This window comes from Streptomyces sp. ASQP_92, assembly GCF_025399895.1.
Lineage (GTDB): Bacteria > Actinomycetota > Actinomycetes > Streptomycetales > Streptomycetaceae > Streptomyces.
The window spans coordinates 17,110-41,209 of the sequence record NZ_JAODUA010000016.1 but is presented as its reverse complement, the minus strand read 5'-3'; the positions used below and the strand labels follow the sequence as shown (position 1 = coordinate 41,209).

General features: G+C 69.2%; 27 protein-coding genes and 1 tRNA gene. 7 read left to right on the top strand and 21 right to left on the bottom strand.

Annotated elements, in window-relative coordinates:
• Positions 1-12 precede the first annotated feature (12 nt).
• Both N4G70_RS27725 and N4G70_RS27720 read right to left on the bottom strand, forming a co-directional pair.
• Positions 13-699, bottom strand: coding sequence for a class E sortase (locus N4G70_RS27725; RefSeq protein ID WP_261715464.1), 687 nt, complete (start codon positions 697-699; stop codon positions 13-15).
• Positions 700-722: 23 nt separating this feature from the next.
• Entirely contained in the window at positions 723-1,502 is a 780-nt protein-coding gene (locus N4G70_RS27720) for a DUF881 domain-containing protein (RefSeq protein WP_261715463.1), read from the bottom strand.
• A 137-nt stretch (positions 1,503-1,639) separates the two neighbouring features.
• Between N4G70_RS27720 and crgA the strand changes: the two genes are divergently transcribed.
• The gene (gene crgA / locus N4G70_RS27715; RefSeq protein ID WP_261715462.1) at positions 1,640-1,894 is read left to right on the top strand and encodes a cell division protein CrgA; all 255 of its coding nucleotides are present in this window, start codon (positions 1,640-1,642) and stop codon (positions 1,892-1,894) included.
• Positions 1,895-2,185: 291 nt separating this feature from the next.
• Here crgA and N4G70_RS27710 read toward each other — a convergent pair whose 3' ends face one another.
• Positions 2,186-3,076: a rhomboid family intramembrane serine protease gene (locus N4G70_RS27710; RefSeq protein ID WP_261715461.1), complete on the bottom strand. Its 891-nt coding sequence runs from the start codon at positions 3,074-3,076 to the stop codon at positions 2,186-2,188.
• Between the two features lie 85 nt (positions 3,077-3,161).
• Positions 3,162-3,695, bottom strand: a complete 534-nt coding sequence (locus N4G70_RS27705; RefSeq protein WP_261715460.1) for a peptidylprolyl isomerase — start codon at positions 3,693-3,695, stop codon at positions 3,162-3,164.
• A 316-nt stretch (positions 3,696-4,011) separates the two neighbouring features.
• On the opposite strand from N4G70_RS27705, the gene N4G70_RS27700 reads away from it, so the two are divergent.
• Entirely contained in the window at positions 4,012-4,725 is a 714-nt protein-coding gene (locus tag N4G70_RS27700) for a DUF5324 family protein (protein ID WP_261715459.1), read from the top strand.
• A gap of 648 nt (positions 4,726-5,373) precedes the next feature.
• Here N4G70_RS27700 and N4G70_RS27695 read toward each other — a convergent pair.
• Positions 5,374-5,446: transfer RNA gene (locus N4G70_RS27695), tRNA-Ala, on the bottom strand.
• A 152-nt stretch (positions 5,447-5,598) separates the two neighbouring features.
• On the opposite strand from N4G70_RS27695, the gene N4G70_RS27690 reads away from it, so the two are divergent.
• Positions 5,599-6,147: a DNA-binding protein gene (locus N4G70_RS27690; RefSeq protein ID WP_261715458.1), complete on the top strand. Its 549-nt coding sequence runs from the start codon at positions 5,599-5,601 to the stop codon at positions 6,145-6,147.
• 31 nt (positions 6,148-6,178) lie between these two features.
• Positions 6,179-8,047, top strand: a complete 1,869-nt coding sequence (locus N4G70_RS27685; protein ID WP_261715457.1) for a serine/threonine-protein kinase — start codon at positions 6,179-6,181, stop codon at positions 8,045-8,047.
• 54 nt (positions 8,048-8,101) lie between these two features.
• Here N4G70_RS27685 and N4G70_RS27680 read toward each other — a convergent pair whose 3' ends face one another.
• Entirely contained in the window at positions 8,102-9,409 is a 1,308-nt protein-coding gene (locus tag N4G70_RS27680; RefSeq protein WP_261715456.1) for a hypothetical protein, read from the bottom strand.
• Between the two features lie 135 nt (positions 9,410-9,544).
• Positions 9,545-9,679: a DLW-39 family protein gene (locus tag N4G70_RS27675; protein WP_003958712.1), complete on the bottom strand. Its 135-nt coding sequence runs from the start codon at positions 9,677-9,679 to the stop codon at positions 9,545-9,547.
• A gap of 222 nt (positions 9,680-9,901) precedes the next feature.
• On the opposite strand from N4G70_RS27675, the gene N4G70_RS27670 reads away from it, so the two are divergent.
• On the top strand, positions 9,902-10,270 hold the full coding sequence (locus N4G70_RS27670; protein WP_261715455.1) for a DUF6344 domain-containing protein: 369 nt from the start codon (positions 9,902-9,904) through the stop codon (positions 10,268-10,270).
• Positions 10,271-10,814: 544 nt separating this feature from the next.
• On the opposite strand, the gene N4G70_RS27665 is transcribed toward N4G70_RS27670, so the two are convergent.
• The 13 genes from N4G70_RS27665 to N4G70_RS27605 form a co-directional block, all read right to left on the bottom strand.
• A complete protein-coding gene (locus N4G70_RS27665; RefSeq protein WP_261715454.1) occupies positions 10,815-12,356 on the bottom strand; it encodes a LacI family DNA-binding transcriptional regulator in 1,542 nt (513 codons plus the stop codon).
• Positions 12,357-12,369: 13 nt separating this feature from the next.
• Positions 12,370-12,720, bottom strand: a complete 351-nt coding sequence (locus N4G70_RS27660) for a helix-turn-helix domain-containing protein (protein ID WP_261715453.1) — start codon at positions 12,718-12,720, stop codon at positions 12,370-12,372.
• Positions 12,717-13,739 carry an AAA family ATPase gene (locus N4G70_RS27655; RefSeq protein ID WP_261715452.1) on the bottom strand — a complete coding sequence of 341 codons (1,023 nt, stop codon included), beginning with the start codon at positions 13,737-13,739 and terminating at the stop codon, positions 12,717-12,719. Before N4G70_RS27655 ends, N4G70_RS27660 begins: the two co-directional genes overlap by 4 nt.
• On the bottom strand, positions 13,736-14,335 hold the full coding sequence (locus tag N4G70_RS27650; protein ID WP_261715451.1) for a hypothetical protein: 600 nt from the start codon (positions 14,333-14,335) through the stop codon (positions 13,736-13,738). Before N4G70_RS27650 ends, N4G70_RS27655 begins: the two co-directional genes overlap by 4 nt.
• Positions 14,332-15,243 carry a bifunctional DNA primase/polymerase gene (locus N4G70_RS27645; RefSeq protein ID WP_261715450.1) on the bottom strand — a complete coding sequence of 304 codons (912 nt, stop codon included), beginning with the start codon at positions 15,241-15,243 and terminating at the stop codon, positions 14,332-14,334. The genes N4G70_RS27650 and N4G70_RS27645 overlap by 4 nt, the downstream gene beginning before the upstream one ends.
• Positions 15,244-15,371: 128 nt before the next feature.
• Positions 15,372-16,034, bottom strand: a complete 663-nt coding sequence (locus N4G70_RS27640; protein ID WP_261715449.1) for a hypothetical protein — start codon at positions 16,032-16,034, stop codon at positions 15,372-15,374.
• A gap of 86 nt (positions 16,035-16,120) precedes the next feature.
• The gene (locus N4G70_RS27635; protein WP_261715448.1) at positions 16,121-16,351 is read right to left on the bottom strand and encodes a hypothetical protein; all 231 of its coding nucleotides are present in this window, start codon (positions 16,349-16,351) and stop codon (positions 16,121-16,123) included.
• A 23-nt stretch (positions 16,352-16,374) separates the two neighbouring features.
• The gene (locus tag N4G70_RS27630; RefSeq protein ID WP_261715447.1) at positions 16,375-16,563 is read right to left on the bottom strand and encodes a DUF677 domain-containing protein; all 189 of its coding nucleotides are present in this window, start codon (positions 16,561-16,563) and stop codon (positions 16,375-16,377) included.
• 16 nt (positions 16,564-16,579) lie between these two features.
• Complete coding sequence (locus tag N4G70_RS27625; protein WP_261715446.1) at positions 16,580-16,834, bottom strand: hypothetical protein; 255 nt, start codon at positions 16,832-16,834, stop codon at positions 16,580-16,582.
• Between the two features lie 140 nt (positions 16,835-16,974).
• Positions 16,975-19,152, bottom strand: coding sequence for a cell division protein FtsK (locus N4G70_RS27620; RefSeq protein WP_261715576.1), 2,178 nt, complete (start codon positions 19,150-19,152; stop codon positions 16,975-16,977).
• 166 nt (positions 19,153-19,318) lie between these two features.
• Positions 19,319-20,446, bottom strand: coding sequence for a hypothetical protein (locus tag N4G70_RS37205; RefSeq protein ID WP_399037067.1), 1,128 nt, complete (start codon positions 20,444-20,446; stop codon positions 19,319-19,321).
• A gap of 134 nt (positions 20,447-20,580) precedes the next feature.
• The gene (locus tag N4G70_RS27610) at positions 20,581-20,883 is read right to left on the bottom strand and encodes a hypothetical protein (protein WP_261715445.1); all 303 of its coding nucleotides are present in this window, start codon (positions 20,881-20,883) and stop codon (positions 20,581-20,583) included.
• 94 nt (positions 20,884-20,977) lie between these two features.
• Positions 20,978-21,349, bottom strand: a complete 372-nt coding sequence (locus N4G70_RS27605) for a hypothetical protein (protein WP_261715444.1) — start codon at positions 21,347-21,349, stop codon at positions 20,978-20,980.
• A 363-nt stretch (positions 21,350-21,712) separates the two neighbouring features.
• On the opposite strand from N4G70_RS27605, the gene N4G70_RS27600 reads away from it, so the two are divergent.
• The gene (locus tag N4G70_RS27600; protein WP_261715443.1) at positions 21,713-22,501 is read left to right on the top strand and encodes a GntR family transcriptional regulator; all 789 of its coding nucleotides are present in this window, start codon (positions 21,713-21,715) and stop codon (positions 22,499-22,501) included.
• Positions 22,502-22,504: 3 nt separating this feature from the next.
• Complete coding sequence (locus N4G70_RS27595) at positions 22,505-23,266, top strand: glycosyltransferase family 2 protein (RefSeq protein ID WP_261715442.1); 762 nt, start codon at positions 22,505-22,507, stop codon at positions 23,264-23,266.
• On the opposite strand, the gene N4G70_RS27590 is transcribed toward N4G70_RS27595, so the two are convergent.
• On the bottom strand, positions 23,253-24,008 hold the full coding sequence (locus tag N4G70_RS27590) for a GntR family transcriptional regulator (protein WP_261715441.1): 756 nt from the start codon (positions 24,006-24,008) through the stop codon (positions 23,253-23,255). The two genes, N4G70_RS27595 and N4G70_RS27590, sit on opposite strands and share 14 nt — an antisense overlap.
• Positions 24,009-24,100 lie beyond the last annotated feature (92 nt).

Below are 24,100 nucleotides of genomic sequence, written 5' to 3'. Positions count from 1 at the left end.
TGTGGAGTGGGGTCAGCCGTCCAAAGCCGGGGGTTCGCCCCGTGTCACGGGCTGGGTGGCCTCCAGGTGCCCCCAGGCGATCAGCCGGTGGCTGCTGCCCCATTCCGGGTCGCAGGTGGTGAGGGTGAGATAGCGGCCCGGGGAGCGGAAGGGCGACTTGGCCGGGACGGGGTCGATGACGCCGATGTCGCCGGGCACGGTCCGGTAGGGCTTGTTGTCGAGCCGGTAGGTGTACCAGGTGGTGTCGTCCCGCAGCACGACCGCGTCACCGGGCCGCAGTTCGGGGAAGTCCTTGAACGGGTCGCCGTAGGTGCGCCGGTGGCCCGCCACCGAGAAGTTGCCCTGCTGTCCGAGCCGGGTGGTGCCGGCGTAGTGGCCGAGGCCCTTCTGGAGGTCCTTGACGGCGGTGCCTTCGAGGACCGGCCTGTGCCAGTCCTTGCCGAGCCGGGGGACGTACATGACGGCGAAGGAGCGGCCTTCGGCGTACGGAGGCGGCGGCGGGGCGGCCTTCTGCGGGGCTGCGGGGCGGGGCGGCGGGCTCTGCGCCCACTGCTGCTCGAGGCCGCTGATCTGGTCGCCGGCCGCGTGGTCCGCCTTCACTCCGGTCCAGTACAGGAGGTAGGCGACGAACAGAACGATCAGGGCGCCGACGGTGATGCACAGTTCGCTGAGGGATCGGACGAGGACCCGCACGGACATCGGCGGTGCCTCCTCCCGCGCCGCTACTGCACCGGTTTCGCGTAGTGGAGATCCACTGTGCCCGAGTAGGCGGCGAGAGTCATCGTCCTGTGCTCGCCGACTTTCCAGCCGAGCCCGTAGGCCTTCACATAGAGCTGGTAGTTCTGGATCGCCTTGGAGGCGCTCAGCGCCCCGCGCAGCTTGCCGGTGTCCCCGACCGCGGTGATCTTGTACGGGGGCGAGTAGACGCGGCCCTGGAGGATGAGGGTGTTGCCCACGCAGCGGACCGCGCTGGTGGCGATCAGGCGCTGGTCCATGACCTGGATGCCCTGGGCACCGCCCTGCCACAGCGCGTTGACGACGGCCTGGAGGTCCTGCTGGTGGATGACGAGGTCGTTGGCCTGCGGGGCGGGGTAGCCGGGGGCGGCGGTGGCGTTGGGCGGGGCGTCGTTGAGCGTGACGGTCAGGCCCTTCCCCGAGACCGGGGCGGTGCCCGAGGCGTCCTTGAGGGCGTTGAGGAGCTGGTCCTGGGCCTTGGTGGAGCCGTCGTCGCGCTGGGCCAGCGCGTCCACGTCACCGCGCAGGGTCGCGGTGGAGTCGCCGAGTTCCTTGTTCTTGTGGTCGCGCTGCTTGATGAGGTCCGACAGCTTCAGAAGCGAGGCGTCGGTACGGATGTTGGTGCCCTTGGCCGTGTTGAAGCTGGTGACGAAGATGAGGCCGGCGAGCGCGAAGACGGCGGCGGAGAGCAGCCGCACCGGGCGGGCGCGCGGGCGCCGCGGGGGCTGCTCGGGGACCCCGCCGGGGGAGTCGGCAGAATTGCTCAACGTACCCTTATCTCCTTCGACGCCACGGAAGCACTACGCTAACGGACGCTTGGGGGAGGCCTCCCCCGCAGCCCCGTCCCCCGGCGCCGCCACAGTTCCCTGCGCGGTCACGCAGCGCATCGACAGGAGAGTCCCTCGTGCCGAAGTCACGTATCCGCAAGAAGGCCGATTTCACGCCGCCGCCCGCGAAGCAGGCGACCGCCATCAAACTGGGCAACCGCAGCTGGGTCGCCCCGGTGATGCTGGCGCTCTTCCTCATCGGGCTGGCCTGGATCGTCCTCTTCTATGTGACCGAGGGGGATCTGCCGCTCAAGTCGCTCGGGAACTGGAACATCGTCGTCGGTTTCGGCTTCATCGCGGGTGGCTTCGGCGTCTCCACGCAGTGGAAGTAGCGCTTCGACCCCAGCGCGATCCGGGGCCGAAAGCAAGCTCTGCCCCTAGTTATCCACAGCGCTATCCACGGGGAGTGGATAACTCAGACCATCTGTGGATAACTTCCGGGATGTTGACGCCGGTGTGACTGGCTCCGCCCGCCCCGCCGCCTCCTGCGCCCCTTGTCCCGCCTGGAAAACACCAGGTCAGGGCCGAGGGGCGCAGGCGTTCCCCACCCGGTGCACAAAGGCGGGCACCCTCTGTGGACAACTCTGGGGAAAGCTCGTACCCGATGTGGTGATGGATGGGTGTCAGGTGAGTTGGGCCGTACGGATCAATACGAGGACGACCGACACGGCGAGCACCAGGGCACAGCTTCCCCACTGCACCAGTGCGCGCCGCCGGGCCGGGGCGTGCACCATGCCGATGCCGACCAGGACGCCCGCGACCAGGCCGCCCACATGGGCCTGCCAGGCGATGCCCACCCACGGGTTGAACGTGAAGATCAGGTTGACCACGAGCAGCCCGATGACCGGCCGCATGTCGTACTTCATGCGGCGCATCAGCACCGCCATGGCACCGAACAGGCCGAAGATCGCGCCGGAGGCGCCGAGCGAGCCCTTGTCCGGCGCGGCGATCACATAGGTCAGCGCTCCGCCCGCCAGACCCGACACGAAGTACAGGGCCAGATAGCGCGCCCGGCCGAGCGCGCCCTCCAGGGGGCCACCGAGCCACCACAGGCTGAGCATGTTGAAGGCGATGTGGGCGATACCGAGGTGCAGGAACATCGAGGTGACCAGGCGGTACCACTGGCCCTCGGCTACGCCCTGGACACCGTCGAACCCGACGACGGGAGAACGTCCCAAAAGGAAGAACGCGTCGGTGAACCGGTTCCCGACCGTCTCCTGCACCAGAAAGGCAGCCGCGTTGATCCCGATGAGGATCTTGGTGACCAGGTGCGGATCACCGCTCGCCAGGACCCCGCCCGCCATGGTCCGCGGCTGGTTCGCCGTGAGGGCGTGGCCGGTGCCGGATCCGGAGCGGACGCAGTCGGGGCACTGGAAACCGACGGACGCGCTGATCATGCACTCCGGGCAGATCGGCCGCTCGCAGCGCGAGCAGCTGATGCCCGTCGGCACTCCGGGGTGGCGGTAGCAGCCGGGCAGGCCGGACTGGCGCACCTGGTCCTGGTCCTGGTTCATCGGGCTCCTTCGTCCTCGTGCAGCAGCTCCGCCCCGCTCGTCATACGGACGAGCGGGGCGGAAAGGTTCCCTGCGGAGCCGAAGTTCAGCCTTCGCGGCTCTCCACGACGACCGACTCGATGACGACGTCGTCGACCGGGCGGTCGGTGCGCGGGTTGGTGGCGGTCGACACGATGGCGTCGACGACCTTGCGGCCGGCGTCGCTGGAGACCTCGCCGAAGATGGTGTGCTTGCCGGTCAGCCACGCGGTCGGCGACACGGTGATGAAGAACTGCGAGCCGTTGGTGGCCGGGCCCGCGTTCGCCATGGCCAGCAGGTACGGCTTGTTGAAGGCCAGGTCGGGGTGGAACTCGTCGGCGAACTCGTAGCCCGGGCCGCCGGTGCCGTTGCCCAGCGGGTCGCCGCCCTGGATCATGAAGCCGCTGATCACGCGGTGGAAGACGGTGCCGTCGTACAGCGGGGCCGTGGTCTTCTGGCCGGTCGCCGGGTTCGTCCACTCGCGCTCACCCTTGGCGAGTTCCACGAAGTTCTTGACCGTCTTGGGTGCGTGGTTCGGCAGGAGCCGAATCTCGATGTCGCCCTGATTGGTCTTCAGGGTGGCGTAAAGCTGCTCGGCCACGATCTGCCTTCCTTGAAGCGCTGCAAAGATCTGCTCTGACGTCCCACGATCCTCGCACGGACGCCGCCGACGGGTGGAAAACCGCCCGGCTTCCGACAGATACCCGCCGAACGGTGCCGTACCGCCCCCAACCGTGGCATTGTCGTCGACGAGCTCCCCCTCAGTACCGCGCTCCACACCCCGCCCCTCATTTCTTTTCAATACACGCCGCCCACCCGGATGCCTTTCCGCACATGCCGGGTACCCGCAGGACAGGCATGATTTCGAGCTGGGTGGAAAGGCGACATACCGAACCGCCACCAAGGAGGAGGATCACGTGACCCGCATGGAGAGCGTGCGCGCCGCAACCGGAACGGCGAAGGAGAGCGTGCTGCACGCCGCGGAAGTGGTGGCGCCCTACGCCGACTCGGCCAAGCAGCAGGCCGCACAGTACGCACAGCATTACGCCAAGGAGGCGCGTGTGCGCGTCGCGCCGAAGGTGACCAAGGCCGCGGCGCAGGCCCGCCACCAGGCGCGGCACCAGTACGACGCCCATGTGGCGCCGCGCGTCCCGTCGAAGATGGACGAGGTCGCCCACCAGGCGGCGGAGCGCTCGCGTCGCGCCGCGCGTCAGGCCGCCGACTACGCGGCGCCCCGCGTGGAGCAGGCGGTCGCCGCCGCCCAGCCGCTGCGCGAGGAGGCCATGGCGCGCTCCGCGGCGGCCCTGGCCGCGCTGCGCGGGCAGGTGACGACCAAGGAGATCGAGAAGCTCGCGCGCAAGCACCGGCGTCAGGCCAAGATGGCCCGCGCCGGCAAGGGCTTCCTGATCTTCGGCGTCCTCGCGGGCGGCGCGTACGCCGCGTGGCGCTGGTGGGACAAGCAGGCCAACCCGGACTGGCTGGTCGAGCCCCCCGAGCCGACCGAGGTCGCCGCCGACCGGCCGCCGCTCACCGCCGTGGACGGCACGACCGCCGACGCCCTCGACCCCGAGGTCGAGGCCAAGCAGGCCGAGGCGGAGGCCGACGCCGCGGACGGCGACGAGCGGCACTGAGCAGTACCGGACGCGCCGGACGCCCGGCGGCCCTTCGAGGGGCCGCCGGGCGTCCGGCGTTCTCGGACCGAGCGAGCGCCGCCGCACGCCGGGGCGCCACCAACTCCCGCCCGCCGCCGTAACGCGTGTTGAACCTGAACGACGGCGGCGCGACCCCTGTCGCTGTCCCGTACCGGGGAGGCCGGCCGACCGCCGTCGTCGCGGGAGCGCGGAGGTGATGTGCGGAGCCGGGGCGCGCACTGACCCCGGCGACGCCGAAGGTTCACCGGCCGGTGCGACGTCGGCCGGGCGGGTTCGGCCGGTGAGAGCGCGGCCGTGCGGGTCCGGCCGTGCGGGTCCGGCTGGTGAGGACGCGGAGGGCCCGTGCGGGTTCGGCCGCGCGGGTTCGGCGGCGCGGGTTCGGCGGCGCGGGTTCGGCGGCGCGGGTCCAGCGGTGAGGACGCGGTGTGCACCGGCCTCGACCGCGGCTCCGCGATCGCCGACACCAACCGCCGCCGTCCGGTCGTAACCCCTGCCCCTGCCCCTGCCCCCGCCCCCGCGGGCAGGCGGGCAGGCCCGGTTCGGCACCGCCCCCCATCCGATCCGACCAGGCAGCACTAAGAGGCCCCCTGATCCGCGTTTCCGCAGGTCAGGGGGCCTCTTGGGATGTGGAGCCTAGGAGATTCGAACTCCTGACATCTGCCTTGCAAAGGCAGCGCTCTACCAACTGAGCTAAGGCCCCGGATGAGGTGTTGCGGAACAAGAGTACCGGGTGAAACCGGGGATCTCGCAAAAGGATTGGGACTCCCGGTGAACGACCACTCTCCGTAAGATGCTCGGCGAGGTTCGCACCCGTGAAGCGGCCTCAATGGGGAAGCGATGGGGAGACGCGCAATGGACGCAGCACAGCAGGAAGCGACCGCCAGAGCCAGGGAGCTTCAGCGAAGCTGGTACGGGGAGCCGCTGGGGGCGCTCTTCCGCCGGCTGATAGACGACCTCGGGCTCAACCAGGCCCGGCTCGCCGCTGTTCTCGGGCTCTCGGCGCCCATGCTGTCGCAGCTCATGAGCGGACAGCGCGCCAAGATCGGCAATCCGGCCGTGGTGCAGCGCGTCCAGGCCCTCCAGGACCTGGCGGGGCAGGTCGCCGACGGCAGCGTGAGCGCTGCCGAGGCCACCGACCGGATGGAAGAGATCAAGAAGTCGCAAGGAGGCTCGGTGCTGACCAACACCGGCCAGACCACGTCCAGTTCCGGCGCCCCGACCGTGCGCCGCGTCGTGCGCGAGATCCAGTCGTTGCTGCGTTCCGTCGCGGCCGCGGGCGACATCATCGACGCGGCCGACACCCTCGCCCCCGCCCACCCCGAACTGGCAGAGTTCCTCCGGGTGTACGGCGCAGGGCGCACCGCCGAGGCGGTCTCGCACTACGAGGCGCACCAGAGCTGACAACGGTCCGATCGATCCTGGGGGGCGTCGGGTGGGCGAGGTCTTCGCCGGTCGGTACGAGCTGATCGATCCGGTCGGACGGGGCGGGGCCGGAGCCGTCTGGCGCGCCTGGGACCGGCGCAGACGCCGTTACGTGGCGGCGAAGGTGCTTCAGCAGAGCGACGCGCACACCCTGTTGCGGTTCGTCCGCGAGCAGGCCCTCAGGATCGACCACCCCCATGTTCTGGCGCCCGCCAGTTGGGCCGCCGACGACGACAAGGTCCTGTTCACCATGGACCTGGTGAGCGGGGGCTCGCTGGCCCATCTCATCGGTGACTACGGGCCGTTGCCGCCCCGGTTCGTGTGCACCCTGCTCGACCAGCTGCTGTCCGGCCTCGCCGCCGTCCACGCCGAGGGCGTCGTCCACCGCGACATCAAACCGGCCAACATCCTTTTGGAAGCCACCGGAAGCGGCCGCCCCCATCTGCGCCTCTCCGACTTCGGCATCTCCCTGCGCAAGGACGAGCCCCGGCTCACCGAGACCAACTACGTGGTGGGAACGCCGGGTTACTTCGCGCCCGAGCAGATGATGGGCGCCGAACCCGACTTCCCCGCCGACCTGTTCGCCGTCGGTCTGGTCGCGCTGTACCTCCTGGAGGGCAGCAAACCGGACGCGCGGGCCCTCGTCGAGTACTTCACCGCCCACGGCACCCCCGGCGCCCCTCAGGGCATCCCCGAGCCCCTCTGGCAGGTCCTGGCAGGGCTCCTCCAACCGAACCCGCAGAACCGGTTCCGCACCGCGACGGGGGCGCGCAAGGCGCTGGCCTCGGCCGTCGAGCTGCTGCCCGACCCCGACCCCGACGAGGAGCCCGTCGAGGTCTTCGACCAGATCGGCCCCCTACCCCCCGGCTGCACCGACCAGGGCCCCACGCAGCCGCCGCGACGTCCGGAGCCCTCAGCCTCCGGGCGTGACGGGGGGCCGCCGTTTGGACCGGGGGCGTACGGCGGGGAGGCGTACGAGACGGGGGTACGCGGCGGGGAAGCGTATGGCTCTGGGGCCTACGGCCAGGGGGCCGATGCCTCGGGTGCGTATGGATCGGGCGCGTACGCCTCGGGGGCGTACGCATCGGGGGCGTCCGGTATGTCGGCGGTGGGCCCGCCCGTGTCGGGTCTCCCGCAGGGCCCGGCCGAGGAAAGTCGTCCCGGGGAGGGCCACGCCCTGGAGGGCCGTTCCATGGAGGGCGGCTCCGTACAGGGCGGTTCCGTGGAGGGCCGTTCTATAGAGGGCCGACCCGAGCTCGGCCGACCGATGCCGGGTCAGCCCTTGCCCGGCCAACCCTGGCCGGGCCAATCGACGCCGGGCCAGTGGGGGGCGAGCTCGGTGGTGGGTAACTCGGTGGCAGGCGGTCCGTTACCGGGCCAGCCGGCCCCGGGCCAGTGGGCGGCGAGTGACTCGGCGGCGGGCCACCCCCTGCCCAACCCGGCGGCCCGGGCCACCCCGGGTCACGCGGCACCCACTCCCGCCCCCGCTCCCGCACCGGCACCGGCACCGGCACCGCACAGCTTCGGCACCGGAACCTTCCCTCCCGCCCCGCAGCAACCGCCCACCCCGCCGACCCAGGCCCCGCCGCCGGCTGCCCCGGCCGCACCATATGCAGCACAGCACTACGACCGGACGCCTCCCACCCCCGCGACGACCCCTTACACAACGCCGTACCCCTATGCGGCCGAGGCGCCCCAAGTTCCCCTCCAGGGCTCCTCGTTCGGGTCATCCGTCGCACAACCTCAGTCCCAGCCGGCACCACAACCACAACTCACACCGCGGCCCCGGCCCGGGCCGCCCGCCAAGGTCGCCGTCCCGGTGCTCCTGATCGCGCTGGTGTGCTTCGCCGTGGGGATCTGGGCACTGACCCAGATGTGAATTGGGCGCCGACCCCCACCTGAAGCTGGCACCGACCCATACCTGCGGCCCCGGCTATCGGGCCCCGGACGCCCCACCCCCGTGGTGAACCGGTCCCGGGCCGGCCGCGGCCGCGCGCCTGCGGGCCACCAGCGTCCATGCCCCGAGCCCGGACACCAGCACCGTTCCCGTGCCGATTCCGATGGCTGCGAGAAGTTTCATCGAGCCGTCGCCGGCTGAGGGCCTGCCGGAACCGAAGTCCGGCGCGCGACCGGCGTACGACGGGCCGGCCTTCGTCTGTCCCCGTACGGTCAGCCACAGCGTGAGGTCGTACGGCGTGGCCCCGAAGGTCTGCCCGACGTCGGGGCTGAGCGACACGGCCAGGTAATAGGGGCCGTCGACCCGCATCGCAGAGGTGTCGTCCGAGGGTGAGAAGCGGTTCTCGTAGGCGACCGGCGCGAGCGGGTCGAGCACGGTCTCCTTGCGCCGTCCGTCGTACGGGGCCGATGTCCCGGTGACCGGTCCCCACACGGGGTTGTAGAGCTGGAGCGAGAGGGCGGTGCCCACATAGCCGTCCTTCGGCGCGGCCATGCCCCCCAAACCTCCTCCCACGGAGATCTGCTGGCCCCAGCTCAGCGGAACCCGGAAGAACAGGGTCTCGCCGGGCTGGATGGAGTCCTTCCACTGCCCTTCGGACAACTCGGCCGCGTCGTGGAAACCCGTTCCGCCATGGACCTGACGGGGTGCTCCGGTGGGCGGGACGGGTGACGCGGAGGGCCGGGTGGAGGGCGCCGTGCCGGGCCCGGGGGCGCTGCGGGTGGGCTCGGTCGTGTAGCGCAGATCGAGCCCCCAGTCGGAGCGGGTCGAAGCGGCCTCGGTCTGACGCTCGATCACCACGTAATAGGCGCCCGCCTCCTGACAGGACGACAGTCCCGCGCGCACGGCGCGATAGGCCGAGGCGGCGAAGGGGTGCGGGTACTGCGCCGAGCCGATCGAACGCCGCTGGGAGTCGCAGTCCTCGCCCGCGGCATCCTGAAGGGACACCTTGATGGAGTCGCTGTAGGCGAGCTTCGCGCCGGTCGGCCCCGGCAGGGCGACCGCCGACACGTAGGCGTCGCTCTTGCCGTCCAGAACCAGCCGAAAATAGAGCTTGCCACCGGGCTTGATGACCGACCTGTAGGCAGTGTCGGCCTCAAGTAACGGGCCGTCCTTGTCCCGCTGACCCCCCACCACATCCCGTACACCGTCGGGAAACCGGTACGAAGGGGACGGCGGACCGGCCGCGTGGGCGAGCCCCGGCGCCCCCAGCAGCACACCGAGCGCGGCCGCCGCCGCTCCGATCCTTCGTGCCCCCGCCCTGGACCTGCCGCACCTCGTCCTCACGTCGCCCCGCCCACCTTTGCCCTCGCAAGTCAACTATTCGCTCACGTGAACTCGCCGGCGCCCGGGGCACCCCGGGACAGCACGAAGCCCCGGCCACCTCAGTGGGCCGGGGCTTCGCAACCGGGTCTTTCGGTCTCACACACCCGAACCTGCGGGCACGGAGTCGGTCGCCTCCGTCCACAGGTCCTGCTCGGCGCGATCCGCCTGGATCTGGCGGTACACGAGGAGCCCGCCGATGGCAGCCAGTGCGACCAGGAGAAGCTTCTTCACCGCGCGACCTCGTCTTTCCTTGACGTAAGGGACCTCTGCCGCCCGACTATACACACCGATCGATATCAACCGGTGATGCTCCATCCGTGTGTAGTTCATCGGAAGATCCGTCGATACGGTGCGTCGCTCCTCGCTTCCCCGGCGCCCCCCGCACATAGTCGGATACAACGCAATTCGGGCAACCCCACAGCACGCACTGCTTACGGAAGAAGCGAGGAAGTCATGGCTACGAGCAAGATCACGACCTGGTGGACCGCACTCATCGGCGCGCTCGTCGCCCTTCTCGCCTCCCTCGGCCTGGCCGGCCAGGCCACCGCCGCGGCCCCGGCGGCTTCTGTACCGCAGCACGGCGCTACGTTCAACAGCGTCGAACCGGCCACCCCCGTTGCGCCGAGCGTGCAATGGGCCCTGCCCGCCCCTTCGGCCCTGCCGCCCACGATGAAGCAGCGCATCCGGGCCGAGGCCCACGGCTCCTCGCCCTCCTCGCGCCACCGCGGCGACGTCCGTGACGCGGCCGACGACCCGGTGGCCACCGACAGCGGCACCGCCGAAGACCCGGCCGACGACTCCGCCGAGACCCCTTCCCCCTGACCCACCCCGCTCCGCCCGAGCTGCGAGCCCGGCAACTCCCCCGAGTTGCCGGGCTTTTCGGTGTCCTGACTCGCTCCGAGCCGCCAAGTCTGTCGACAGGCGCCGGGGTCCGTTGTGTATGTGGGGGGGAGGGTGATGTGCGGAGGGCGGGCGCCATGACGCCCGACGAGTGTCCCCGGGCCCTGGGGGACGTAACGCGCAACCCGAGGGCCGGCAGACCACGGACTGCGGGACCTTCACCGCGGCAAGCCACGGACCGCGAAATCTTCAACGCCGATGGGGCCGCCACGCCCCCGAGAGGATTCCCCGCCCCTCACACCAGCCACCCAGCCAGCAGACTCTCGGCCTGTCGCCCCCGGGGGCCGCCCAAGCCCCGCCGGTCCCGGAAACGCCGAAGACCCCCGGGCTTTCGCCTCGGGGGTCTTCGTCACTGTGGGGCTAACAGGATTTGAACCTGTGGCCTCATCCTTATCAGAAATGACCTACGGCCAACGCAATTCGCCGAACGCCCAGTTCAGAAGCGATTTCTCCCACCCCCGATAGATCATCGGGGAGAATTCTGGGAGAAAAGCTGTCCGGCCCGCTCGCTGAGCAGCTCGTCGAGAACGGCGACGGACGAGCGCGGACTGATGGCCAACCTCGCGTCGAGCGCTGCGAGCCAGCTCCGAGTCAGGCCCGCGAGCAAACGCTGACGCATCTCGTCCGTCACGTGGGCGTACCGAGCGGAGATGGAACCGTCCTTGTGCCCCATGCGCTCGTCCATGAGGACCTTCTCCGTCCTCAAGTCCTCCATGTGCGTGCGGTGCGAATGCCGAAGGCCGTGCGGCGTGAGGCCCGGAGCGATCGGCACCCAACACGCCGTCGCCCTGGTCGCCGCGCCTCGCCCTTGGGCGAGGGTGCCCGGCCACAGTCCGGCCATGATCGGGACCGGGGTCCTCGGGCGGGTACCCACCGCCTCGTAAAGACCAGTCGCCGCCGGATGAAAGAGGCGGGACTCGAACGTCTTCCTCCGCCAGTGCGCCGCAGTCTCCTCGGGCGTCCGGCCGCGGAAGTAGTCGAGCTGGGTCATGGCCTCGACCACTCGCAGGCGGGTCTCCTCCGTGACCGCCCCGGGCCGGTGCACGACGTTGGACACCGTGCCCGTACTGACGCCGGCGAGTTTGGCGACGTCCTTCACCGTGGGACCGCCGCCCCTGCCCCAGCGGCGGACCGTGCCGAAGCTGCTGAAGACGTACGTCTCGCCGTGACAGGCGCACGGCTTGGGCCTGGTCCGCGAGATGTGTCCTGAGAGCAGAGACGACAGCCACTCCGGGATGTCGATGGTCCGATAGCTGTCGTCTTTCGGAGGGCAGCGCTCCAGTTCCCCGGTGTCGAGTTCCACGAGCTGCCACTCGACCCGTACGGCGCCTGTCCGCGCATACCGAGTCTCCAGACCGACGAGCTCGCCCAGCCGCATCCCCGTGTAGCCCTTGAGGATGCCGGCGACGAACTCGTCGTCCCTTCCGGAGAGCACTGCCAGGCGCTCGGCCACGAGCAAGATGCCCAGAGCCGACGTGAACGCCTTCTCCGGATCCCGGTCCGCGGACCGGCCTGCTCGCTTGCCGCGGCCTCGGCGGCGGGCAGCGGGGTTCGCGTCGATCAGCCCTTCCTCCACAGCGTCCGCGAGGACCAAGTGGAGGCGCGAGCGATACGTCCGGATACTGGCCGCTTCGTAGCCGGCCGCTCTCTCCTTCTTCTCCCAGGCACTTACGTCGGTCGCGCTGATCGCCTTGAGCGGGCGGTCCCCGAACTCGGGCAGCAGATGCACCTCGATGTCACGGCGATAGTTCTGCATCGTCGTGGATGCGAGCTCCTGAGCCTCGTACCAACGGCTCGCGTACTCACCGAAGGTCTCCAGCCCGACCGCCGGATCCTTCCACCCCTTCTCCTCTACCTTCAGCTCTTCCGCGTCCGCTGCCTTCTTGGCGTCACGCTTGGTCTTGAACTTGATCGTCCGGCCTTGCGCGTCACAGACCGTTCCGTACTTACCCGGCTCGATCTTGTAGCGGCCCCGGAAGTAAGTGCCGCGCTTCTCCCCATAACCCATGCGCCCCCCTGTCCTAACTGGCGATGGTCAGTTGCTGGGTGGTCAGAGCCCGCCGGGGCGGCCGGGCCTTGAGGATTGTGGCCCGCTCGGCCGGGCGAACGGACCGGGTCCGGCGCTGGACCGCCACGTTCTCGGAAGCGTTCACGCGCCGGTTCGGCCGCTCCTCGAAGAGCCGGATGATCTCCGCGACATGATCCGCCGTGAAGCGATATGCCCCACCGAGCCGCGTGAACGGGATGCGGCTCTGGCGAGCCTGTTCCTTCAGCCACCACTCGGAACAGCCGAGGGCGGTTGCGACCTCCGCCGGGCGGAAGAGGTGCGGCAGCGTGACTGCGGTGACACTGTGACGGCTGTGACTCGTCATGCCTGTCCCCCGTTCTCGCCAGGGACGACATAGCCCCCGGCCTTCCGGATGAGCTGGACGTCGTTGACCATGCGCGAGCAGGTCTGCCGTACGAGATCGGACTGAAGTCCGGTCCCCTCGGCGATCTGCTTCGGCTTGGCCTCGGGGTGCTCCCGCACATAGCGCAGGATCGCCACCCGGGTATCACCGATTGTGTGGTCGGCAGCGGGCCCTTCGAGGAGCTGCCACGCGCCGGCCTCCGGGTAGAAGCGGAGCGCGTACTCGGCTTCGTCCACGTCGCGGCCGGTTACGTGAAGGACTCCGTCGGCCTGGCCCCGGGACCGCTTCAGCACCAGCGTTGCGTCAGCGGCTCCCGCAAGGCCGTTGGTGCCGGAGACCTCCGCGAGGAAGTCGTCCGAAGCGGCTTTGCGGACGTGGTGGACCAGGACCACGGCAATCCCGTAGTGATCCGCGATGCGCTTGGCGTGACCCACGGCCGCGTAATCCGCGTCGTACGCCGAAGCGCCCGGTGCGGACGCCCCGCGCATCTTCGCGAAGACATCGATCACGACCATGCGGGCCTCGGGGTTGCGCTCGCACCACTGGGCGATGGCCTCGTTGCCGCCTTGAGGAAGCGGCGGGCAGGAGGTCGCCAGCGTCAGCGAGGCAGGCGCGCGGTCGGTGCCGAGGAGCTTGCGCATTCGGGTCTGGAGGCGGCGGGCGGTGTCCTCAAGAGCGAGGTAAAGCACCGGGCCGCCCTCGACGGGCACGCTGTCCATGGCAGTGCCACCGGCCGCCACCGACAGGGCCAGGCCGAGAGAGAGCCAGGACTTGCCGACCTTCGGCGGACCGGCGAGGAGATTGACGCCTTCCGAAATGAGTCCGGGAACAGCCCACTTGGGGTCCGGGAACTGGGTGGCCATCAGTTCGTCGGCGGTCCAGGCCGTACGGATGCGCTGCTGGGCGGGTTGCAGAGGCTGAGGCTCCGCGGGGATGGATGCGGAGTAAAGGTGAGGCGGGTTGCTCAGGTCGTCGTTCACTTCGCCTCATCGCTCTCGGGGGCCTGAGCGGCAATCCACTTCGCGGCGGCGTAGAGGGATGTGAAGCCCTTCTCCGCGCGTGACCAGCGGAGCTTGCCGTACCCGTATGTACCGTTCGTCGCCGGAAGCGCGGTGGCGGAGAACTGCTTGCCGCCCCGGGGCCCGCGCCCCTCGTGAATCGAGCCGATCACGTTGGACGCCTGGACGCGTTTCGGCTTGTCGTGGGTGACCAGGAACTCGTGAGGCTCGTCGTCAAACCACGGCTCGCCCGGCCACAGGTAGAGGCCGGCCACCTTGCGGGGTGCCTCACCGAACCCGGTCGCCTTCGTGGTGGCGGCCTGGCTACTGATTGACTCACCGCTGATGAGGTGGGCGCAGTGGCAGGAGAGGCAGACCACGCGCACGGTCGTACGGGCATAGGAGCGGCCGTGGTCGCAGTCCTCGTCCGGGCAGGTGTGCCGGGTGGTGGCGCCACCGTACGAGGAGCGGAAGTGCTCGTCCTCCCGGATGTCGACCGCCCACGAGGAGAACGCGCAGCCGGGACCATGCGGCAGATCGGTCCAGCCCAGGTAGATGTCCTGGACGTTGAGGTTCATGCGGCCCTCCGCACCACGACACGCGGCTTCCTGGCTCCGGCACGCAGGCCGGAGGCGACGGTGGCGCGCGCCTCGGTCTCGGTGAGGCCGACGCTGACGGCCGCGTCAACGAGCCGCCCTGTCACCTCTGTTGCCGACAACTCGCCACCAGCGACGAGCTGCCCGAGGGCCACCGACGCGATGTAGAGGGAAGCGTTGCGGTTGCCGGGCGCGGTGCCCGTTCCGGGCCGCGCACGCTTGACCCGCTGCGATTCCGCCGTGACAGCCGCCGTCAGGTAAGCGTCGGTCCTGCCGCCCTTGATCAGCGGGGCAACCGTGCGCACCTGGGGCGGCAGCGGTACTGGCGTGAGCCGCTTCGTCAGCCACTCCGGCAGCGGTGCCGGGGCCATGTCGCGCACAACGGTGTAGGCCCTGCCGTCGACCACGCTGCCCGCTCCCACGACGTATCCGCCGTGCGCCCGGGTGTCGACCTTCCACCCGAGGGAGCCCGCGGTATTGCGGAGCCTGATCTCCGACGGTGCCTCGAAGTAGAGGTGGAGACCGCCGCTCGCCGTACGGACCGTATACGTGTCGGCGGGGAAGGGCTCGCCGAGCTGCTCGGCGAGCAATGCCAACATGTCGGCGCCGGTCTTCACCGAGGAGGGGGCGCCGGCGGGCGGGATGTCCACGTCGTGCTTGGGCACATCCAGATCGACGACGACGAGAGCGGAAGGTCCAGCGGCGATGCCGACGTTGTAGCGGCCGGCCGACCAGCACCGGGCAACGCGCTCGGCGTCCGAGGTCGCACGCTGCTCCCACGCGCGGATGGCCGGACGCTTTCCGCCGGGTACCAAGGGGATGACCTGCCAGCCTCGCTCTACCGCTGCGAAAGCAGCGCGGGGCAGCGAGCCAGGGGTGATGTGGTGCATTCTGGTAGCACCTCCTGTTTCTTGGATGGGATGGGAGTGACCGGAGCAGCGGGCTTCGTTGACCCGTCGGCCGCTGCTCCGGGCCGATCACGTGCGGCGGTACTGGTCCCTGGTGAGGCGTTGCGCCCTCACTCGCCACCCGCCGCAGTGGGGTTCCTCTTCGCGCTCATGAGCACGAAGTGAAGGGCCCGCTCGATGTGCTCGCCGTAGCTCAGGGCGCTGTCGGCGAGACCCCTCGCAAACTCCGAGGTCTCGGCGAACTCGCTGGTCTCCCAGTCCGCCAGATCCTCGAAGAAGTCGCGCTCTCGAATCTCCTTCTTGGCTCGTACGTGCTCGACGACGACCTCCTGAAGCGCACCGAGGTAGGGGCCGCCGATCCATTCGTCGAGCAGGCCGTCGAAGTGGGGCAACGGCTCCTTGGGGATCACATACCGACCGTCGATGCGACCAAGCTCGACATGCGCGGGGCAGCGGCCTTCGAGGACGCTGGTCACCGCGGCGGCGGTGCCGTATGCGTAGGCCAACGCTGCGTTCTCGTAGAGGTCGTGGAGCTGGCGCTCAACCTCGGTGTGGAGATCACTGAGCTGGCGCACCGCATCGTCGTACGGGCTCAGATAGTGCCGTCCTCGGACGCTGACGGTGCCGGGCACGGTTGCAAGGCGGGCGCGGTCGACGCTCCACGCGGCGAGGCGGGCCGACTGAGCAGCCATCGCGTACTCGCGCGCCGCCAGACCGAGGGCGGACACGCTCTGGGTCAAGCTGTGGAACCACGGGATCGTCGGGGTGGACATGGGGCGGCCTCCGGGGCGCACGGGCCGGGCTTTCCGGTCCTCTGCGCGGCTCCACCTCCCGGGAGTTGGAGCCGCACGGGGGATCGTCAGACCAGCGGTGAGCGCGTGACGGCGGCGAGGAGCAACGACCGCAAGTCGTCACCTACGAGTGCGGCGAGCCGCTTCTCGATGCCCTGCCAGGACTCTTCGTCGATGGCCATCAGGGCGGCAACCGCGGTCGGGCCGTGGCCCAGCTCGATGGCCATGAGCGCGTCGCGCAGTTCACCGGCCGCCATCTTGGAGATACGCGGCGGGACAGGTGCAGAGGGAGTCGACACGGGCGGGTTCCTCTCGGTGATGGTCAGAGGCTGGGGATGGCGCTGGCGAGCGCGGCCACGATCGAGTCGACCGGGGGGGCCGCTGGTGTGCGCGCCAGGTAGAAGCCGAAGAGCACTGAGACGATCGCGGCCCCGAAGCCGACCGCCTTGGAGCGGATGAGCATGGCGAGGAGGATGCCGAAGAGCACGATCGCGTTGAGCGTGAAGGACATTGAGGCTCCGTCCGTGTCAGCGGGTGCCTTCATGACGAAGGCGGGAAACGGCGTTGTAGACGCGGCGGCCTATGCGGATGCGCTGGCCGTAGCCACGGCAGCGGCGGCACTCGCGCCCGCGCTTGAGGCGGCCGGCCCAACGGGAGGTGGAGACCTTGGAACCCCACCCCTTGCACTTGCGGCAGGTTCCGAACGGGCTCGCGGCGCACAACGCCGCGTAGCCGGTGACTATGAGCAGGGCGAGGGGCAGGTACGAGATCGACGCAGGCATGAGAATCCCCTTCAGGGCGGGAACCTGGGTACTCGGAGAGGCCCCGCTAGGGGCTAGTCCGCAGGTCAAGGGCCAGATAAGCCGCTAGCAGGGGTGCTAGACCTAGCGGGGGTGGCCGCTAGGTCTAGCACCGGGGCGAGCTATGCGGCCTCGCTCTTTCCGTCACGCTCCGCAGCGGCCTTGAGGAGGTCGGCGCGCTTGATTCCGCGCCGGTTGGCTCCCTTGCCGTCCTCCGTGATGCCCCACACCTGAGTCGTGCGGATGCCATACGGCTTGATCGCAGCCGCGAGCTGCTCCGCCGTCCACTGGCCGTAGACATCGGGCCGCAGGTCCGCGAGGAGAGTGAGTACGGACTCGGACCAGACCTTCGACTCGGCGCTCGGGACCACGGCGAGCAGGTCGGTGAGTAGGTCATACGTGGTGCCCGGGTCGGCCGCGGGCTGCTCACCGAGGCAGTGGCCGGCCAGGGCGCCTGCGCGCTCGCGCAGGGAACGGGCTCGAAGGGCGATGACATCGGCCTTGACCGCGTCGATGAAGGCCGAACGGACAATGCGAGCGTCGGCGCCCTCACCGAGGAAGTAGCAGATGCCCTTGTCACCCCAGGCGAACATGTTCGCGCGCACCCCGCGCTTGTAGGACCCGGTCCCGAGGACCATGTCGTTCTCGATCTGGCCCATGACCTTCAGGCACCAGCGTGCCGACGCGTTGGCGCTGATCGCGGTCGGGATGGCGTCCTTGTCCGGTCGCTGCGTAGCAAGCAGGAGCACGATGCCGGTGGCCGGGCCGCGCTTCACCAGGTCGGTGCAGATTTCCTTGAACTCGGCGCCGTACTTGGGGTGTTCGAACCAGACTTGGCACTCGTCGACACCCACCACGATCGGGTGGAGGCCGAGCGATCGTTTCGAGGCCAGTTCCGTCGTGACCTTCGACTCCGGGCAGATGTCGCGCGGCAGCGACCGAATCACCTTCGCCCGCCTCCGCAGTTCCCCTTGTAGCTCCCGCATGTCCGCGATCGCGTACTCGATGTCGGCGTCTTCCTCGCCGGCGCGGTGCCGGTAGGAGACGCGGTCGCCGACCGCGTCCAGGTCACCGGTTCCCTTCAGGTCGTACGTGTGGAGCTCCGCCCGGACGTCGAGGGCGGCGATCAGAAGCAGGAGCCGCAGGAGGAAGGTCTTACCCATACGCGGAATGGCGCCGATGATGCCCGCGATGAACATCAGCGTGACGCCAACCCAGCGGCCACGCTGGTCAGTTCCCCAGCTAACGGCCTTGAAGAGGTCGACTCCCCCGCCCTTCTCCAGCGGCCACGGTTCCTGCTTGGACTGCGACATGTCCTGATCGCCGACCCACAGCTTGAGTCGGCCGGTGTGCTCGTCCGGCACGGGCTCGGGCCACACGCACCCCAGGGGGCGACGCAGACCAGAAGCCAAGCGGTCCCGGCGCTCGATCACGTCCGTCACGGTGACCCCGTACGGAAGGTCGCCCTCGGCGAGCCAACCGGGACCGTCCCGCGTGATCGGGGAAGTGAAGAAGAAGCCGGGTCCGCCCTTGGTCTGTGCTTGGTTGATGGCCGGAATCCCCAGCGCTCCGAGGGCCCGAAGCACGATGTCGCTGGTGAGCTTGGTGGCCTTCGGGATCTCCACAGCCCTGTGGATAACGGGATCGTCGGCGGCTTGCCCCAGACGTCCCATCGCCAGCGTCGTGACCGAACCGACGAGCAGCAGAAGCCAGTTGGGGGCCAGCACGAACAGCGAGAGCGACGTGCTCAGGCCCACGACCATGCCGCCGATGCTGACGACGGTCCGCCAGCGGACCCGCCGGTCCCGCTGCCGTGACAACTTCAGGTAGCTCTCGATATCCGCCTTCGAGGCGGCGACCTGGCGGAGGGGTTCCCCCTCCCTGTCTACCGTCCACGCCATCGTGTCGCCGATGAACCGGGCGACTCCGCGGGGAGCCTGCCAGAGAAGCCGCGCCGTGTACCAAGGGGTTCGCACCGCGTGGTACGCGGCTACATGCCATCCGTATTCGACGACCCCCCGACCCGCCTTCTTGAACTCGTTCCACGATCGCGCCCATTCGGGAACGACCGCGCGCCTCTTCGCTCCGAACACCCGGTCAAGCAGACCAGGCCCGCTCGGTCCGCCGGGAAGGTCAACCATGACGATGTCGTCCGGGTCGGTCTCGTTCGTCGGGTCGGACGTGTCCGGCTCGTCCTTGCTGCCGTTCCGCCGGCGCTTGACGAAGTCGAAGACCGACCCGCCGCCCGCCTCGGGATCCGCCTTGGCCTGGACTTCAGGCTCGGCGCTCTCAGGGTCCATCTCCCTTTCCAAGCGGTCGAAGAGCTCCCGCTCGGGATCGTTGGAGTCCTCGTGTTTCACTGGCACTTCCTTCCGCACTGCTGGAGGGAAAGCCGGTGCCCAGCCCTACCCGCCAAAGCAGCGGCCGGGCACCGGCGAAGGAAATCTGTGGATCTTGCAGGACCGCTCAGTGCGCGGCAGAGTCGGCGCTCTCGGACGCCGCATGTCCGTTCACGGAAGCGAGTCGACTGGGGACCGGCCGAGGGCCACGGTCCTTGTCGAGCCTGATGAACACCTCGTGGACGTAGCTCGGAGCGCGGGTGGCCTTCGCTGCCGTCTCCCGGACGCTGAGGCCTTCGGCCCACCCCTCCTCGATGGCGGTGCGGGCCTCGTCCTTGCCGAGCTTCTCGGGCTCTGTCGGCACCGCGTTGCCGACAGCGAGATCCTGCGAATGCGGCCAAGGGTGTTCGGGTGAACGCTCCCCGCCGTCCACCCTGTGACCTGGCAAGACGTCCGCGAAGAGCAAATGCGGGCGCGCCCTGCCTCTGATGTCGGCAGCAGCCCGCCGCATCTGCTCCCGTGCCTGGACAGCCAGGGCGGACGCCGCGGCGTCCGGGCGGTGTTCGTCCCACGGCGACGGAAGGTCGACGGTCGCCAGGCTCGAAGCGTGCCGACGCGCCGCGAGCATGTCGAGCAGCTTCCGCCGCTGCTCACGATTCATGCCGGCCGAGGCGCGAGCAACGGCCTTGGAAAGGCGCCGATTGACTCGCTGCCCCCTCCGTCGGCCCCGCTGCTTGGGGGTCATCTCAGCGAGCCGGGCCGCGAGCTCCACAGCACGCAGAGTGGCGCGGTCGCGGGTGATCTGAGCAGCGTCTCTGTCTCGCTCGGCGAGGCCGAGGCGTGAGAGGAACCGCTCGCGGAACTCTCTGCCCACCATCGCGAGCAAGCCGCGGGACGCAGCATCGGGCTTGTGGTGCCGGAGATCGATCCCCATGGCGAGATGCCAGAGCATCGCGGCCATGACCGGCCCGACGAAAGCACGCACCGTACCGCCGACGACGCCCGACTCGGCATACGCCGGAATCACCTGGACACCAGTGATTACCCAGACCAGAACGCCAGGCGCGCCAGGCGTGCCGTTCGGTCCGCTGAGGTTCTGCCGAGCCAACAGCGAGTTGGCGAAGAGGGCCAGCTCAGCGGCGGCGAACATCGCGATGCGCTCGGCGGTCCCTCCCATGTCGAGGTAGTCCGCCGCGAATCGCCAGCTCGTATCAGCCGTATACGCCGTACAACCAACGGCGGCAATCGCGGCCACACGGACGGCGGGAGTTGCCCGACCTCGGACTCGCCGCCTTTTGCGGACGACGAGCCCGAGCAAGCACGCCGCAACGGCTGTCACGGCGAGGTACGGGGCCGTGCCACCCACGCTGTCCGCAAAGTGGGGGATGCTCATGCCGCCGTCCGCATCCAGTTCAGCCGAGGGTGGGAACCCCGGCTCCGCGGCGGGAAGACGCAGGCGAGGTGTGCCGCGTAGACGGCGTTCGCCCGGTCGATTTCGTCGTCGATGCCCATTTCCAGGAGCTCCGCGAGAACCTCACGCGCCACCTGCTCACGCGCCGCCCGCTCCTCGGGGGACTCACCGGCCTGGCCGAGGAACAGTTCCCGGAAGTCCTGGTAGTCGCCGACTCCGAGGGCCAGCTCCTCGAACTCGTCAGCGCTGACGGCTTCCTGCTGGCCAATGTACGTACGCATGGATCTCTCCAAGGCTTGGATGGGATGGGAGAGCCAGCGCGGTGGGCTGATGTGACCCGTCGGCCACCGCCGCTGACCGAAGGGTGCGAAGTGCTCAGACGCGGGTGCGCCGGGAGCCGGCCAGGCGAACGCCCAGGCTGTAAACCGTGTCGAGCCCGGTGTACGTGCCGAGAGCGGCGGCGACCATCAACAGCCAACTCCCACCGAGCAGTTGAACTGAGTGGGCTGCGACGTAGGCGGCGGTGAGAGCCCCGACGACTACGGCCAGCGCCACCACACGGTGCTTCGTCGACCGCGGCCGGGTGTAGCGCCGGACGATCTCCAGATCTCGTCCGGGGAGCACCCGCACGGTCTGGCCCGGCACCTGCACCACGACGAGCCGGCTATTGCCGCTGTCGAGACCAATGACGGTGCCCATCACCAGGTCCCGGCGATCGCGGACCACGTCACCAACGGCGAGACGCATCGAGTCCCCCTTGGGATGTAGAGGCAGGAACGCCGAGGGCAGGAGCCGCGACCGGCGTAGTTCCACGGAGACCACTCAACTCACGAGTGGTCATGACCTCCCGGCGGCGCCGTCCGAGGGCGGCAACGCCGGGGATCAAAAGCACTCGTTCATTCGGACCACTGTGGAGTTCTCAAGTAGCGGACGCGGCCTTCGTACTCACCCCTGCGGGCTTTCCTCCGGGCGAGGCAACTCCTAAAGACAACGAGTCCTCTAGTCCTCTTTAGGAGTTGCCAAGACTATGGCGTACGACTCCTCCACTCGTCAAGACCTCTTTAGGAGTCGTATGCTGTGCGCGTCGGATCAACGGAACGGTGAGCAGCGATGGCCAAGGCGTACGAGCGGATCGCGGACGAGCTCCGCACGTCTATCCGCGCAGGTCAGCTCAAGCCTGGCGACCAACTGCCCCCGGAATCCGCGCTCGTGGAGCGCTTCGGCCGAAGCCATGTGACAGTCCGGGAAGCGCTCCGCGTGTTGCAGGTCGAGGGACTCATCGAGAAGCAGCACGGCCGTGGCAGCTTCGTGCGCCGTCCGCGCACGCTCGTCCAGCGGAACAACAGCCGGCACCAGTGGGAGAAGGACCGCGCTCGCCAGTCCGAGGAGGAACGGTCCGGCACCGGGGCCACTGAGCACGACACCGGGCTGGGCGTCAACGATCTGGTCTTCCACGCCTCTTACCGCGAGATCGAAGCACCTGAGGAGATCGCGGCCGCCATGGGTGTCCCCGAGGGCACCGCCCTGGTGGAGCGCACCTATCGCACGCGGTACAGCGCCGAGCGGGCCCCGTTCAACCTGGTCACCTCGTACCTGGTCCGCGAGCGCGTCGCGAGTAACCCCGACCTACTCGACGAGACCAAAGAGCCGTGGCCCGGCGGTACTTGGAACCAGCTCTACACCGTGGGCATCGAGATCGACCGCGTGGAAGAGCGAGTGACCGCCCGGCCGCCGAAGGCGGAGGAAGCGGAGGAGCTGGACCTTCCTCCGGGCACCTCGGTGCTGGTCCTGCGGAAAACGTCGTACGACACCGAAGGCCGGGTGGCCGAGATGTCTGACCTCACGCTGCCCGGCGACCGTACGGAAATGCTGTTCACGACTCACTTGGAAAGGTGGTGAGCCGTGACCCGGCGCATCATCATCGTCACGGCCGTCCATGGGCCTTCCGCCCACTTCCTTCCGGAGGCCTTCAAGTCCCTCTGCGACCAGGAGCTCCCTGACGGCTGGGAGTGGCATTGGCTGATCCAGCAGGACGGCACGAGCGACGATGTCGCTCCTCACGTGCCGACCGATGACCGCGTGTCCTTCAGGCAGGGGCGCCGTGGCGGCCCTGGCGTCGCGCGCACCATTGCGTTGGCGCACGCCGACGGCGAATACGTGAAGGTCCTGGACGCCGACGATCAACTTCCTCCGGGCGCGCTGGCACGCGACCTCGCGGCCCTCGAAGCCGACTCGTCGATCGGCTGGGCAACTTCCCGCGTCCTCGATCTGCTTCCCGACGGGACGACCGCCGGCTTCCCGGGTGACCCGGAACCCGGCGCGATCGAGCGCAAGGCCGTCCTCGACTACTGGGCCACGCACGACTACCGCGCGCAGGTCCACCCCGCGACGCTCTTCATCCGCCGTGACCTGCTCGTCGCCCTGGGGGGATGGATGGCGCTGCCGGCCTCGGAGGACACCGGCCTCCTGCTCGCCCTGAACGCCGTGGCGCGCGGATGGTTCTCCTCCGAGGTGGGGCTCCTCTACCGCAAGTGGGAGGGCCAGGCCACGGGCCAGTCCGCGCACACCAACGCGCCCGAGCGCGACGCACGGATGGCGGTCGTCGAAGCACGGGCACGGGCGCTGGACCACTTCCAGTGGCGCTACCCGATCAGCTCGAACTGACCGGAAACTCGTACTCGATCACACACAGGGACTCGGGCACGACGATGTCAGCCGTCTCGATCGCCCGCCCGTCGTCGCTGTAGTACGTCCGCTGGATACGAGTGACCAGCGCGCCGCGCTGAATGCCGAGGAGGTCCGCCTCCTCGGCATTCGCATGTCCTGGAGCAGGACGCTCAACCACACGACTGACCTTGATGCCGATCTCAGCCATCCGGCGCGGCACCCCTTTGCCCGCCAGCGGGCCGCCATCCGGCATGACCACGAGCGTGCCGCCGGTGATGCTGTACGGCTCCCAACTGGTCAGCACATGAGAGGGCCGGCCGTCGGCCAGGAACTCGTACGAGGTGCGTACGCAGTAGTCGCCCTCAGGGATACCGAGCCGCTCCGCGATGTGTGCGGGCGCGGGCACCATCGCATCACTTCGGGATTCCCACGTCGCCTTCTTGCCGAGCGCGGCCATGTCCGTGCGGAACGATGAGTCGCCCCGCCCGTGCTCCCGTGCTCGGACCATGAGCAGTCGCTGGCGCGGCTCGGCAACGTAAGTACCCGAGCCGGCTCGCCCCTCCAAGACGCCCTGCGAGATGAGGGCCTCCTGTGCGCGCCGGATGACCGCGTCACTCACCCCGCACTCGCGCGCGAGGTCCGCACGCGACGGCAATTGATCACCTGGTGACCATTCCTGGTCCGCGATGCGCTGACGAAGTACGTCAGCGATGCGGAGATAAGACGGCTGCTCGCGCATATGGCAAATCTAGCCGACTATCTCTAAGCTAGACCGCTAGGTGAAAGCTAGTCGTCTAGCTTGATCTGAGACGACTAGCTCGACGGAGTGCC